The organism is Pontibacter beigongshangensis (genome assembly GCF_014332515.1).
Classification (GTDB): Bacteria; Bacteroidota; Bacteroidia; order Cytophagales; family Hymenobacteraceae; genus Pontibacter; species Pontibacter beigongshangensis.
In genome coordinates, this window is the sequence record NZ_VFSD01000009.1 from 113,777 (window position 1) to 128,434 (window position 14,658).

Genomic DNA, 14,658 nt, shown 5'->3' on the forward strand with positions numbered 1-14,658 from the left:
TACGATGATAGAGGAGATGAGGAAAAACAAGTTCTTAAAACAAAACTGGTGATCAGCCAAAGTAAAATAAATCCAACATGATTAAATAAGTACAATTAATAAGCCATGAATAAGTATCGACACTACTATAGCTTCAACAGGATATTGTTATTAGCAATTGACATAACCCTGATAGCATTTGCCTTTAAGATATCAAACCTCTTCCGTTACGGTGATCTCGAGTTGACCCGTCAGTATAGCATTTTCTTCGTTCTTTTTGCCCTGGTATGGTGGATCGTTTCCGGGTTCTCCAATTTTGTTTTCAGAATTGATGCCTGGATTCCCTGCGGAAAGAAATTCGCCAACCTGATGAATGCCTTTGTCCTGCACGCAATCATTCTGGCAGCCTGTATCGTTATTTTTAATCTGGAAGAGCTTTCTAGACTCTTGCTGCTCTACACCTACCTGTTAACTGCAGCCCTGATTGGTGCTAACCGTTTTGTGCTGCAGCTGATAAACAAGTACTTCACCAAATCCGACATGGCGTATTCGCGCTTTGTGGTAATAGGTACAGGCCCTGCCGCTTTGTCGCTTTACCACACCTTCAGCAACGACAATCCGGGCACTAAATTCATGGGCTTCTTCGACGATGCCCCCGATCAGAAAAACCCGCATAAGGATTTAGTTAAAGGCGGCGTGGCTGATGTAAAGGAGTTTTGCCTTCAGAACAGTGTAGACGAGATTTATTATGCCCAGCCGCTTAATAACAAGGAGGAGATAGACGACTTTGCTGAGTTTGCCGACAACAACTTCCTGTATTTCCGGATGGTTCCTGACTTCAGCGCAATTGTGCAGCGAGACGTGAACATGTACTTCTACCAGAACATCCCAATGATCAGCATCCGGAGAGAGCCTTTGGAACTGGTGGCCAACAGGGTCATGAAGCGTGCTTTCGATATCGCGTTCTCTTTATTCGTGATCCTGTTTATTTTCCCGATCCTGCTGCCAATAATTGCCATAGCCATCAAAATAGACTCTAAAGGCCCTGTGTTCTTTAAGCAACTGCGCCCCGGCAAGAAAAACAGGTTGTTTACCTGCTATAAATTCCGGACCATGAATGTGAACAACCAGACCGAGATGCAGGCTACCCAGCACGACCCGAGAGTGACCAGAGTAGGAAGGTTCCTGCGCAAGTCGAACCTGGATGAGGTGCCGCAGTTTTTTAATGTGCTGCTCGGCGATATGTCGGTTGTAGGGCCTCGTCCGAACCTGGTGTCTCAGTTGGACCATTACTCCAAGGTTATCAATAAATATCACATGCGTCATTTCGTGACCCCTGGTATTACAGGTTACGCGCAGGTGAGCGGGTTCCGTGGCGAGACCAAAGAGCTGAAACTGATGGAGAAGCGAGTAGAGTACGATGTGAAGTACATGGAAAACTGGAGCTTCATGATGGATATGAAAATTATCTTCCTGACAGTTTGGAACATGATAAAAGGAGAGAAAAATGCCTACTAAGTTACATGATTTGCCTGCGGTGAGCCAAAGTGGCCCGATAGGCGAAAAACGGAAACTATTGACTTCTTTTATCTCTACAGGCAGCTTTAATACCTTTGTCGATCAGATATTCTGGCTTACTGAAAACAAAAAATCGTCTTATGTGTGCTTTGCCAATGTGCACATGCTGGTGGAGGCCTATAAAGACAAAGACTTTAACGAGGTGCTGAACAAGGCCGATGTGGCAACTCCGGATGGCGGGCCTGTTTCTAAGATAATGAAGCTCTTTTATGGCCAGGAGCAGGAGAGGGTGGCAGGCATGGACTTGCTGCCGCGCCTGCTGAAAGAAGCGGCTGCTAAGGGCAAGTCGGTTTACTTTTATGGCTCTACAGACGAGGTGCTGAACGCCGTGGTGACGAAGGCGAAAAAAGAAACGCCGGATCTCAGAATAGCAGGTTTTTATTCTCCTCCATTCCGGAAACTGACAGAAGCTGAGGATGCCGAGATCACGGACATGATAAATGAGGCAAAGCCGGACCTTGTTTTTGTGGCCCTTGGCTGCCCGAAGCAGGAACGCTGGATGGCTGACCATAAAGACCGTGTTAATGCCTGCATGCTGGGAGTGGGGCAGGCTTTCCTGACGTTTGCTGGTCTGGAAAAGAGGCTGCCGAAGTGGGCCAGGGACTTGTCGCTGGAGTGGACCTACCGCCTTTACCTCGAACCAAAAAGGCTCTGGAAAAGGTACCTGCTCACGAACAGCATGTTTGTATGGCTCACACTAAAGATGCTCGTCACGCGTAACTCAGAGAAGCTTGAAGCAGGGTCCCATTAGTACTATTTATACTGAAGATTTACCTTACTAATACTTTCACCATCGAGGCTGCCTGCTTTGGTATGACTTTGACGGTATTAACTTAGTTATTCAAAAGTTTTAAAAGAGCCCCTCATATTGATGAGGGGCTCTTTTATAGTTTAAAGAGATGTTTAAATGCGGGTATTTCCTGATAGCTGCCGACACGGTTCATTAGCAACGTTAAAATCAGATTAAAATAAATCTGTAAATTTAGATTTATCTATATCAAAAAAACTCCATTTGCCGTATGGTACAACTGAATAGCACCTTCAGGCCCTGAAGGTGAATTCTAACATAGTGCATACATCTTAAACAAAGTAGAAAACCCCTTTATATTTATGAAAGCAGTGATACTTGCAGGAGGCTATGGTACCAGGATCAGCGAAGAGAGTGGTGTCCGGCCCAAGCCAATGGTGGAAATTGGAGGGAAGCCCATCCTCTGGCACATCATGAAAATATATTCCCACCACGGCATTAACGATTTTGTGATCTGCTGTGGCTACAAAGGCCACATGATTAAAGAATACTTCTCCAATTATTTCCTCTACAACTCCGATGTAACCTTCGATATGCGCAAAAACAGCATGGAGGTGCACCACAACAATACCGAATCCTGGAGGGTTACCCTTGTAGACACCGGCGAAGGAACACTTACCGGCGGACGGCTTAGGCGGGTAAAGGAGTATCTGGGCGATGACACGTTTTGCATGACATACGGGGATGGCGTAAGCGATGTGGATATTACAGCGGCCATCAATTACCATAAACAGCAGGGCACCTTGGCTACGCTCACAGCGGTGCAGCAGCCTGGTCGGTTCGGCGCCTTTACCTTGTCTGAAGAGGCTGCCAAAGTAAATCAGTTTAAAGAAAAGCCGACTGGCGGCGACATGCCCTGGATAAATGGCGGATTCTTTGTGCTGGAGCCAGCCGTAATCGATTATATAGAAGGCGATTCCACGACCTGGGAACGGGAGCCAATGGAAAGATTAGCGGAGGAAGGAGAACTTTCGGCCTACAGGCACACTGGTTTCTGGCAGCCAATGGATACGCTTCGTGATAAGCACCTGCTCGAGGATTTGTGGCAAAATGGAAAGGCCCCCTGGGATGTCTGGAGCAAGGCGCTTTCCGGTGCCGTGCATTAGCAGGTTTTGGAACCTGAAAATATTGATTTTATTATCTTATCTCCTTTTATATGAAGATCCTTATCACCGGAAACATGGGCTACGTAGGAACTGCCGTGGTGAAACACCTGCGGTCGGCCTTCCCTGACGCCACGCTGGTTGGCTACGACATGGCCTACTTTGCCTCCAGCCTGCAGGGCTCCTCTGCCATATTGCCGGAAAGCAGATTGGATCAGCAGATATTCGGGGATGTACGCAACATGCCGGCCGAAGTGCTGGACAATGTAAATGCCGTTGTGCATCTGGCCGCTATCGGTGGTGACGTGGCAGAGCATAAGTACGGGGTTGTAACACAGGACGTTAACTATACAGCCAGCATTCGGGTAGCAGAGTTGGCAAAGGCCGTGGGAGTAGAATCGTTTGTGTTCGCCTCGAGTTGCAGCCTTTATGGAACTGAAGAAGAAAGCGAGAGGACGGAGCACTCTGACCTGAAACCTGTTTCCGCTGATGCCCGCACCAAACTGGCGGCCGAAATAGACCTGGAGCCACTGGCGGGCGATGGGTTCAGCGTAACCTGCCTCCGGTTTCCGGCTGCCTGCGGCATGAGTGACCGGCTGCGGCCAGGGCTTCTGCTGAACGATTTTGTAGGAGAGGCTTTAGCCACAGGCAACCTGAACATAGTAGGCAATGGAGCCGCCTGGCAACCCCTGATTCATGTGGCTGACTTGGCCCGTGCAGTAGAGTGGGCTGTTACAAGAGAGGCGGCTGACGGGGGAGAATACCTGGTTGTAAATGCCGGCTTTAACGATTGGAATTTTCGGGTATACGAACTGGCAAGAGCTGTGGCATACGCCCTGCCAGGAATCACGCTGAATTTTAGCGGGGGTGAAGTGGCAGAAGAGGCCTCATGCCCGATATGTTTTGATTTTTATCAGGCGCTTGCGCCTGATCATCAGCCACAGTATTCCTTACAACAGGCAATTGCCGAGCTTTGCGAAGGGTATAAGCCAATTGTAGCCCAGTCCTGGCACCAGGATAGCCCGCTACAAAACCGGGCCATGTTCCTGAACAAATTACAGCAACTGGGGGCATTAGACGAGCAACTGCGTTGGGCTCATCAGAAATCCACCGTAAGGAGAGAGTCAGTGTTAGAAATTATTGATTAAGAAAATACATGATATTTACCGAAACCAAGCTAAAAGGAGCCTATATAGTTGACATAAAGCGGATCGAAGATGAACGCGGCTTTTTCGGACGGGCATGGTGCCAGAAGGAATTTGAGGAAATGGGGCTTTCTGCCAATGTAGTCCAGACCAATTTGTCTTCGAACAAAAAAAAGGGAACCCTCCGGGGGATGCACTTCCAGGTAACGCCTTTTGCCGAATCTAAACTGGTGCGATGCACGCGAGGGGCACTTTATGATGTGATTATTGACCTGCGCCAAAACTCACCAACCTATATGCAATGGCTGGGGGTAGAACTGACAGCAGACAGTTTCAGGATGCTGTATGTGCCTGAAAACTTTGCACACGGTTTCCTGACACTGGAGGATGACACCGACATCACCTACCAGGTTACTCAGTTTTATGCACCCGGGGCGGAAAGGGGCATTCGTTTCAACGATCCGGCTTTTAACATACAGTGGCCCATAGAACCGCAGATCATCTCTGAAAAAGACAAAGCACATGCTAATTTTGTGCATGAGCTCGCACAGCCAATAGCAGGTTAGCCAGCCCATCCAGCTGCCAGCACCAGCCTGCCAGGCATCTTGATATACACTCTTGGGAGCAGCAAATGCTCTAAAGGGCCTTTTTCATTAGCATAATTTAAATAGCACTGTGAGCGTGAGGGTTGGTTGATAGCAAATTGCGACTCTGAGACAAACGTAATTGTGCTGCTTCACGTCGTAACCCCGCCTGATGAGTGCGGACATAAAAGGAGTCGGAATCAGGGGGAATTATGCTAATCAAAATGGCCCTCCGGAGGTTTGTTCGGCTGCTAACTACCGGTCATTAAAGCAGAAGGCGCCCTTCCACTCAGTCCTGACTCTGGCCGATGTTTAAACAATGGAGGCAGGCGGCTATCGTCTTAAAAAGCAGCAGCAGAAGGTCTGGAGGGCAGATTTTATTCAAATAATTGAGTGGGCTCAGCAAGATGGCGGCTGGCACCTTCAGAAAGCACCTGGCAACGCTCTGAAGGTGCTATCCTTATGTTTCTTGAGGAGTAGCGCCTGAAACCGACCCAACCACAGGTGCTTTTTCCACTCCTTTACACCTAATTCACCGGCTTCATGCGCATTCTTATCATACATAACCATTACAAACAAGTTGGAGGCGAAGACACTGTATTTTTTGCGGAAGCCGACTTGCTGGCAAAGCACGGACATCAGGTCGAGAAACTGGCCTTTTCTAATAATGAGGTCGTTACGACTCTTGATAAGTTGCAGGCTGCCCTCGGCGTGGTCTATAACCCACAGAGTGCCAGCCTGATAAAGAAAAAGATACAGCAGTTTAAGCCGGATGTGGTGCATGTCCATAACTTCTTCCCTTTGGTATCGCCGGCCGTGTTCTCGGTTTGCCAGCGGCTTGGCGTTCCGGTTGTCATGACACTGCATAATTACCGGCTGGTGTGCCCCAGCGCTCTGCTTTTTTACCAGGGAAAAGTGCAGACAGACAATATCAACAAGACTTTTCCGGTAGATGCTATCCTGAAAAAAGTATACCGCGACTCTGCTTTTCAGACAGCCTCTGTAGTGCTTGCAACAGGCATACACAAACTCATAGGAACCTGGCGCAACAAGGTCGATCGGTTTATTGTGCTTACTCCGGGAGCAGCCGGGCTCTTTCAGCACTCCTCGCTCCGGCCAAAGCAGGGGCAACTGGTGGTAAAGCCCAATTTTACCGCCGACCTGGGGGTAGGGGCCGATAGCAGAGCAGACTACTTTCTATTCGTAGGCAGGCTTACCACAGAAAAGGGAGTAGAGACGCTTCTGAAAGCTCATCAGCTGCATCCTTTCCCTCTAAAAATTATTGGTGATGGACCCCTAGCCGACACGGTGGCAGCCTATGCCGCAGAGAACGCAACGGTTGCGTACCTTGGTTTTCAGGGGAGGGAGCGGGTAGTGCAGGAGCTAAAGCAGGCAAAGGCACTTATTTTCCCTTCGGAGTGGCACGAAACCTTTGGCATGACCATCGTGGAGGCTTTCTCCACGGCTACACCTGCTATTGCGGCGCGTATTGGTGGTGCTGCCCACCTGGTGCAGGACGGCTACAACGGGTTGCTCTACACGCCAGGTGCGGCAGCAGAACTGGCCGAAAAAGTAAAGCTGCTGCAACAGGATGTGTCGCTGATAGCCACATTAGCCGGCGGAGCAAGACGGAGCTACGAGCAATCTTATACCCCTGAAGCCAATTACCGCATGTTATCAGCCATTTACGAAGATGTGATCGCTTCTAAAAAAGCCAAAGCCCACCTGTAGCAGGATGGGCTTTGGTCTCTTCAAAGTACTGAATTGCTTAAATTAGGTTCTCTTCCGATACTTCGGCTCTTTTAGTTGTGGCACTTTGTAGCTTTTCGGCTTCCATACGGGCTATGGCGGATAGCACCTTGTCTATTTCTACGGTAATATGCTCTCGTTGCCCGTGGTCGGCATTCTTTATGTTGTTGTTGCCTTTGCAGATAACATAATCGTAGTCCAGCCCGATTTTTGGGGCTATGTCGTAGAAAGGTTCCAGAATAAAGCCCTCACTGAATATTTCGATGAGCCTGGTGCCGGGTTTGCAGAACAGCATATTGATGAGTCCGGCTCCTGTAGCCCCTATGACGACCTCTGCCTGCGAAAACATTTTTATCCTCTCCAGCATACTGTACTTGCTCGAGATTATGTTGCGGAAGCCAAGTGGCTCCAGGGCCTCAAGCAGTTCTTTCTCGTTGAGCACATTCCGAATGGCGGAGTCGGAGCGGCTGATGTACAGCCGAAGCGGCTTTTCATTTGCTTCAACCTCTTCCAGCGGTAAAAAGGCATTGCGGTTAAACTGGCAGAGCCATTCCGGCACTATAGTATGGATGCCGCGAGGTGCCGTGGAGGCTATGATGCCATCGGCTGCTATATGCGGATGTTCATCGCCAGCTATCAGTTTTTCTTTAGGTATGCCAAGCATTTCCAGGGTCTCTGTCTGGTAGCTGTAGCGTAAACTAGGCACCAGGAACCAGTCGACAAGATCGTAGAGGCCGCTTTCCTGCAGGAGGTGCAGCCGTGGGAGCACATCTACAAACCAATGCGAAATGTTGTTCAGGCCAGCCCCACCTGTAAGTAGCGTAAATACGGTGCCTTCGTAATAGTCTGGCTCATTGAAATATCGCTGATCAAAAATGTTGTTACGGTCAGGTGGTGTTACCTTTCCATTGGTCAGGCTCAGCGAAACATGATCCACTACCCGGTTAAACCGTGAGATCACGGCAACGCTATTCTGGTTGTCGGTATAGATCCGACCGCCAGGCACTTCCACCACCAGGTAATCCGTCGTCACACTTTTCAGGGGTTTCCAGTAGTCAGAGCAGGCTGCGAACAGATGTTCCGATACCTGAAGCGTAGAGGTATGATTGGTATAGATGGAATGGACCTGAATTTCGTTGGTCATCTCGCTGGATGAATCATTTGGGGTAAACCTGCAAACGCCAACAGGTTTGTAACGGGTGTTGTGCGGGACAACCCTGCCCAGCACCTGTTTTATTCTTCTTAAACCTTTTATATAGAGAGTATTTAGCTTCATATAAGGGATATACTTTATTTAATATATACGTGTAAACATTAATTTTAGGATTGCAATTTATTTAATAAAATTTACAAAATGCTTATCTTTTTCATCCTCAGCCTCAGAAGCAGGGTTGGTTATTTTTTGAGCTACAATCAAGGCTGCCTTCTCTACCGCAATCTCGTTCCAGTGAGCATCATCGGCAGGGTATAAGGGCTGGTTTTTTTCGTGGTGCAGGTGTTCAAAAGGGCTTTGCAGGTCCACCACATCCACTTTCCGCTCTCTGAGCTCCGCCATAAGCCTGGGCAGGAAAGTGGGTTTCTCTCCGGCAGGGAGCAACTGGTAGTAAATGTTTTCCTTGTTGGGGATGGGCATAAAAATAAACCGGATGCCTTTCTCGTCTAGCACATTTTTGTAGCCTTCTATTACCTGGGCCATATCTTTTATCTCTTTTTCAGAGAATGCCCTGTTGGCGTACTCGCCTTCCAGAAAAAACTCATCTCCGTACTGAATATATGCTCTGGTGCCATATTTTCGGTCTATATCTGCCAGGGTGCGGTGGTAGAGGGTAACTTTTGTAAATCTGTCGGCCGTGATGAACAAAGAGGTAAGCCAGGGCGAAGAGTTTATGATTTCGCCTGTATAAGCCCTTAGCCTGGAGTTCATCCCATTGTCTCCTACGGCAGGCAACTCCGGTATGCGACGCTCTATGCTGGCCACTATCACCACTTCCGGCGGATTTTTAGTGAACCGCTCTGTTGCCAGAAACCGGTTCATGGTGGCAGGGGCAAAAGAGTATACATGCTTGTTCAGCCGTTTCTCTAGCATTTCAGATAGCGTTTCGTCCTGCGTCAGTTTCACACCAGTAATATTGGAGTCTCCGATCAGCAGGATATCGCACTTCGTGTCGCGGTTGCGGTAGCCATAGGCATCGGTGTACCATTCTACCATTTTTTTTTCTGCAAAGGGGGTGCGCGGAGCTAGCTCGCCCTCTTCTTCCATCTTTACATGCATGTTGGGGTAAAACGGCCCCGACATCACGCGCATGGTGTTGACCGATATCGTTTCCCAGACCCTGAAGGTGAAGGTGTTCATGGGCAGCACCGAAGCCTCGATCAGCGGATAGGCCACAAACGGCAGCGCGAGCAAGGTTAATTTCAGTAGCAGCTTTTTAACGCCAGGGTTTTGCATAGCCTTTATGTTATAAATTTGATCTTCTTAAAACTGGAAATAAATAAATTCCTGATTCCCAAACTGCCCGAAGAGGAGTATGGCCAGAATGGCTGTGTAGTACACTCCCCAGCGCACCCACACTGGCCGCTGCAGGATCAGCTGCGACACACTGCCATTGCGCTGGATCAGGTGCACCATCTCCATAAGGATAATGGAAATAACCGACACCATAAAAACCTTCAGGCCCTGGTCCAGGAAAAGCACATGGCTCGCATGGGTAAATACCTCCCGGATATTGCCAATGTCGGCAAAGCTGCTTCTTATTATATAAAAAGCATCGCTGATCTGGTTGGCCCTGAAAAATATCCAGGAAAAACACACCAGAGCAAACACAGTGAGCACCTGCACCCATTTGTACAGAAGCGGGTAGTTATGGAGCCCGATCAGCTGCACTACCCGGTTGCGCTGGTCTTTGGTGAGGATGCCCACTATCTGGTACATGCCATGTAGCGCTCCCCAAACCACAAAGGTCCAGTTGGCGCCATGCCAAAGGCCGCTCACCAGGAACACGATAAACAGGTTGTAGTACCAGCGCCACTTCACCACCCGGTTGCCACCCAGCGGAATATACAGGTAATCGCGGAACCAGGTGGAAAGCGAAATATGCCAGCGGCTCCAGAATTCAGCGATGGTCTTGGCAAAATAGGGGCTGCGGAAGTTTTCCATAAGCTTTATCCCCATCACCTGTGCCGCACCAATAGCTATATCGGAGTAGCCTGAAAAGTCGCAGTAGATCTGGAAGGCGAAAAAGACAGTGGCAATAACAAAGGATATGCCCTCGAACTCACCGGGGTTGTTGTACACCTGATTTACCATCAGGGCCAGGTTGTCGGCAATCATGATCTTCTTAAAAAAGCCCCAGCCCATGCGGCGCAGGCCCCCTGCAATCCGGTCGTAGTCGAAGCTGTGGTATTCTTTCAGCTGGCCCAGCAGGTTGCCGGCGCGCTCAATGGGGCCGGCAACCAGCTGCGGGAAATAGGTGACAAAGAGCGCAAAAACTCCCAGGTGCCTCTCCGGCTTTATCCTTCCGTTATAGACGTCAATACTGTAACTCATGGTCTGGAAGGTGTAAAAGGAGATGCCCATCGGCAGGAGCAGCTCAAAAGCCGGCATGGCATACGACATGTTCAGCCCTTCGGCCAGGCCCCGTGCGCTATCATTAAAAAAGTTGTAGTATTTGAAGAGCAGCAGTATAGAAAGATTGGAAAGTAAGCTGACCCACAGAAAAGGCTTTCGTCTATGTTTTTCATCATCCTGGTACTGGCCCATTTTAAGGGAGCAAAGAAAATCAATCAGCGTAGACACCACCAGAATAAGGGCATAAGCTGCTTTCCAGGACATGTAGAAGTAGTAGCTGGCCAGTAACAGGATAATCCATCTTCTGTTTGGAGGCGTCAAAAAGTAAAGCGTTACTACTACCGGGAAGAAAATAAAAAATTCAGTAGAGTTAAATAGCATCTGAAAAAACAGGGTTAAGGGTTATCGTACTTCTATCAAGGCAACTACTGGAATAATGTACTACGTATATAGCAGCTATCTACGGGGCAAAGAGTAGACTTCTATAAATAAGTATGCCCTATATTATATAGAAGTTTTACTAAAAGGTTTGGCAATAGACCATTTATTTTTTCAGCTTTCGTAACCTAATTTACTAGGTGTTACAAGCCATGCTTTGCTCCGGCCCAGGCAGAAAGCCTTTTGATACACAGGAAGGTTGCCTAAGATGTTTTAAACATAGAAACACTTTAATATCGCATACGTTATAGGGGTGGTTGCTTAGCCCTTAACATCCCAGCAATTTATATGAAATATAATTTTACCCTTAAGCTATTCCTCGTCTGGCTCTATTCCTTACCTTTTCTCACAGGTTTCTTTGCAGCAAATGCACTTGGTCTGGCTGCAGGAGCCACCCCTTCATCACCAGTTCCTTCCCTGGCAGTAGAGGAGGCGAGCACCGGCCGGATGGCCATGGCTGCCCCGGCCGGAGTGCGGGCGGTGCCTTCTCTGGTTCGTGCCATCAGCGTTAACTGGCTGGCGGCGGAAGGCGCTTCGGGCTACGTGATAGAGGCTGCCCCCACTGCCGGTGGCCCTTTTACCGAAATAGCCACCGTAAGTGCACCGCTTACAACATTCCGGCATGCCGGGCTGGCATATGAGCAACAGGTTTATTACCGGGTAAAAACCATTGGTAGCAGCCAGGCCAGTTTTAGCCAGGTGGTTACGGCCACCACTCACCCCCAGGGGCACCAGGTAAGGATTTTGGCGCTGGGCGACTCCAATACAGAAGGTAGCAGCGTCACCACCAACAATGTGGCTGTGCCGGTATCCAGGCGTGCAGGCTACCGAAGCGAGCTTTACCGGCTGCTTTCCCTCACTGAACTGCACTTTGATTTTGTAGGGCACCTTCAGTCGGGAGGGGAACTGGTGCCAGACCAAGACCATGCCGGGATGAGTGGCATCCGGGATCAGGACGTGGCGAGCCTGCTACAGCATGGCTACTATCCGGATTATTTCAACAACAACGAGCAAAAGATCATTACCCAGGGCCCCTACCTGGACACCTACCAGCCAGATGTGATCCTGCTGCAGGTTGGCATGAACTATCTGGATGGCAGCCCGGGCGGCATGAACGACCTGAAGAATATTCTGGATCAGGTGGACGCTTATGAGGCAAGGGCGAATAAGGAAGTAACTGTGCTGCTCTCTACCCTGCTGATGCGGGTTTGCTACGAAGAGAATGGAACCTCTTTTTGCCCCAGTCAAAGCGACTTCGAGGCCACGAATAACTACAACACCTACATGAAGCAAATGGCAGCGGAGCGGGTGGCAACCGGAGACCGGCTGATTTTGCTGGATATGGAGGAGGCCAACATCGATTACCGCTACAGGAGCCCCAGCGGAGGCGAAATGGCCGACCCCAAACATCCTATACAGTCCGGGTATGATAAAATGGCTCAGGTTTGGTATAAGGCCCTGCAACAGGATCTCCGGTTGGAATATAAGGCTGCTGTGCTTCAGGTGCTGCCCTCGCTGGCAGGCTCACTTACCCTGAAATGGACAGGCGGCAGCCCGGATGTGGAGAATTATATTATTGAAACGGCTACCTCCGCCACGGGCAGCTTTATGTCGCTGGCCAGTGTACCCGGTACCAGCACGTCTTACCGGCACACCGGCCTGGCACCTTCCCAGACCATGTACTACCGGATCAGAAGCTTTGACGGCGAAACGTACACTGCTTACAGCCAAGTGGTGAGCGGAACGACCAGGGCAGCCAACCATGTGTATAAGGTAATGCCCCTCGGGGACTCTAACACCGAAGGCAGCAAGGTCACGACCGATAACCGGCCTGTACCTGTGGAGCAGCGGGCAGGCTACCGAAGCGAGCTGGCACGCATGCTCGGCCTGGCAGACATCAGGTTCGATTTTGTAGGCAGCAACAAGTCAGGGAGCAGCTTGCTGACTGATGAGGACCATGCAGGTTTTCCGGGGCTCCGCGACCAGGACATAGCCAGTATCCTGCGAAACGGGTATTACTTCGATAACAGCAACACCAAAGTTACTGTTACCAACGGCCCCTACCTCGATGTGTATAAGCCCGATATTATTCTGCTGCATATAGGTACCAATTCCGTAGATGGCAGCCCCGCCGGCATGAACGACATGACAGAGATTCTGAACCAGGTAGATGCCTATGAGGCCCGGTCAGGGAAAGAAGTAACAGTGGTCCTCTCTAAAATTATCAGGCGGGTGTGCTATACAGAAGCAGGAACAACCCATTGCCCGGACCGAGCAGCGCACGAGGCGACCATCAGCTTTAACAACAACTTAGGAACCATGGCCGCCAGCCGCATGGCAGCCGGCGACAGATTGGTGCTCGTAGACATGGCCGATGCCAATATCGACTATCGGTATGCCAGCATAAGCGGTGGCGACATGGCCGATCCGTTGCACCCCACGCAGGCCGGGTACAACAAAATGAGTGGGGTTTGGTTTAACGCCCTGTCCACTGAACTCGTCTTCAGCACACTCCCTGTCGAAATGGTGTCTTTTTCGGCGGCCGTTACAGAGGGTGGCGTTGTGCTGCATTGGAGAACGGCCTCCGAGAAGAATAACAGCCATTATGAAGTACAGCGCATGCCACATGGCGGGCAGTTCGAAACTATTGCCACCGTGGCTGGAGCCGGCACAAGCAGTATCTCCCAAAACTACACCTATGCCGACCAAAACGCACCGGGAGGGACCTTGTATTACAGGCTTATGCAGGTGGATCTGAACAGCACTTTCTCACACTCTAAGGTAGTGGCTGTAGAAAATACCACGCAAGAGCACCAGGCTGATCTGATTTATCCGAACCCAGGTAATGGAGGATCGGTTTCGCTGCAGGTGCATGGCTTTGCGCACCAGGAACAGGTAAATTTGCTTTTAACCGACAGCATAGGCCGGCAAACCAGCCTGGCAGCGCAGACGGCAGATGGCAACGGAAGTGTAGCTGCAAAACTAGACTTTGCTCAGAGTCTGCGGCCCGGACTTTACATTATAAAAATCTATGGTAGCAGCAAGACCACAAGTCTGAAATTCCTGGTCAGGTAGACCTCCTGTTTGGGGCCCAGAAAACATAATAGTTGTAATTTCTAGTTTTTACTTGGTCGGTCACTAAGTACAGGCACGTAAATATGGCCGGGTCTGCCTGAGAAGAGAAAGATGTTTGCCTGCAGGAATTATTCTAATCAAAAAGGCCCTCCGGAGGTTCTGCTGCTGCTGTTGCTCCTGACCTGGCATGGTCCACCTTCTAAAGTGCCTTTCATGCACCCCTCAATAATAAGGTAATGCGTTTTGCGGCAGCCTTCCTGCTTGCATTCGCCTGCAGGTGTCTTATTCTACAGCAGCAGAAGCTGTAGTGCTCCGGAGGGCCTTTTTGATTAGAATAATCTGGCTTATCTGTAAACGCGAGACCGCTGATATTTTCGGTGCTTCAGAAGAGACGGTAGTTAGTACGGGGCGGTTTCAGGCAATGCGGCAGCTGGTTTTAATGGCTTATGCGGGAAGCTGCTGCAGGAAAAATCATATTAAATATCAGCTATTCTTCAATATATATTAAATAAAAACAATATTAAAACTTAGCTATAAATTCGGCGTAATAGGAGTAATTATTTATCTGCAAAATGCTCCGCGTTACAGTGGCTGGTAACCAGTTCTTGGCACACGAGTGGCATTTAAGACT

At 49.5% G+C, this 14,658-nt stretch carries 10 protein-coding genes; 7 read left to right on the plus strand and 3 right to left on the minus strand.

The window, feature by feature from the left end; genetic code table 11:
• The first annotated feature begins 105 nt into the window (after positions 1-105).
• From FJM74_RS09490 to FJM74_RS09515, 6 genes are all read left to right on the plus strand, one after another.
• Positions 106-1,497, plus strand: a complete 1,392-nt coding sequence (locus tag FJM74_RS09490; RefSeq protein ID WP_241739038.1) for an undecaprenyl-phosphate glucose phosphotransferase — start codon at positions 106-108, stop codon at positions 1,495-1,497.
• On the plus strand, positions 1,487-2,308 hold the full coding sequence (locus FJM74_RS09495; RefSeq protein WP_187262359.1) for a WecB/TagA/CpsF family glycosyltransferase: 822 nt from the start codon (positions 1,487-1,489) through the stop codon (positions 2,306-2,308). The genes FJM74_RS09490 and FJM74_RS09495 overlap by 11 nt, the downstream gene beginning before the upstream one ends.
• A gap of 359 nt (positions 2,309-2,667) precedes the next feature.
• Positions 2,668-3,471: a glucose-1-phosphate cytidylyltransferase gene (rfbF, locus tag FJM74_RS09500; RefSeq protein ID WP_187262360.1), complete on the plus strand. Its 804-nt coding sequence runs from the start codon at positions 2,668-2,670 to the stop codon at positions 3,469-3,471.
• 50 nt (positions 3,472-3,521) lie between these two features.
• A complete protein-coding gene (locus tag FJM74_RS09505; RefSeq protein ID WP_187262361.1) occupies positions 3,522-4,616 on the plus strand; it encodes an NAD-dependent epimerase/dehydratase family protein in 1,095 nt (364 codons plus the stop codon).
• Positions 4,617-4,624: 8 nt separating this feature from the next.
• A complete protein-coding gene (gene rfbC, locus FJM74_RS09510) occupies positions 4,625-5,179 on the plus strand; it encodes a dTDP-4-dehydrorhamnose 3,5-epimerase (RefSeq protein WP_187262362.1) in 555 nt (184 codons plus the stop codon).
• A 561-nt stretch (positions 5,180-5,740) separates the two neighbouring features.
• A complete protein-coding gene (locus FJM74_RS09515; RefSeq protein ID WP_187262363.1) occupies positions 5,741-6,928 on the plus strand; it encodes a glycosyltransferase family 4 protein in 1,188 nt (395 codons plus the stop codon).
• 37 nt (positions 6,929-6,965) lie between these two features.
• Here FJM74_RS09515 and FJM74_RS09520 read toward each other — a convergent pair whose 3' ends face one another.
• The 3 genes from FJM74_RS09520 to FJM74_RS09530 are packed head-to-tail and all read right to left on the minus strand — an operon-like array spanning position 6,966 to position 10,895.
• Entirely contained in the window at positions 6,966-8,222 is a 1,257-nt protein-coding gene (locus FJM74_RS09520) for a glycosyltransferase family 61 protein (RefSeq protein WP_187262364.1), read from the minus strand.
• Between the two features lie 57 nt (positions 8,223-8,279).
• The gene (locus FJM74_RS09525) at positions 8,280-9,395 is read right to left on the minus strand and encodes an alginate O-acetyltransferase AlgX-related protein (protein ID WP_187262365.1); all 1,116 of its coding nucleotides are present in this window, start codon (positions 9,393-9,395) and stop codon (positions 8,280-8,282) included.
• Positions 9,396-9,422: 27 nt separating this feature from the next.
• Complete coding sequence (locus tag FJM74_RS09530) at positions 9,423-10,895, minus strand: MBOAT family O-acyltransferase (protein WP_187262366.1); 1,473 nt, start codon at positions 10,893-10,895, stop codon at positions 9,423-9,425.
• A gap of 345 nt (positions 10,896-11,240) precedes the next feature.
• On the opposite strand from FJM74_RS09530, the gene FJM74_RS09535 reads away from it, so the two are divergent.
• Positions 11,241-14,027 (plus strand): SGNH/GDSL hydrolase family protein, encoded by a 2,787-nt coding sequence (locus FJM74_RS09535; protein WP_187262367.1) that lies wholly within the window; start codon positions 11,241-11,243, stop codon positions 14,025-14,027.
• Positions 14,028-14,658 lie beyond the last annotated feature (631 nt).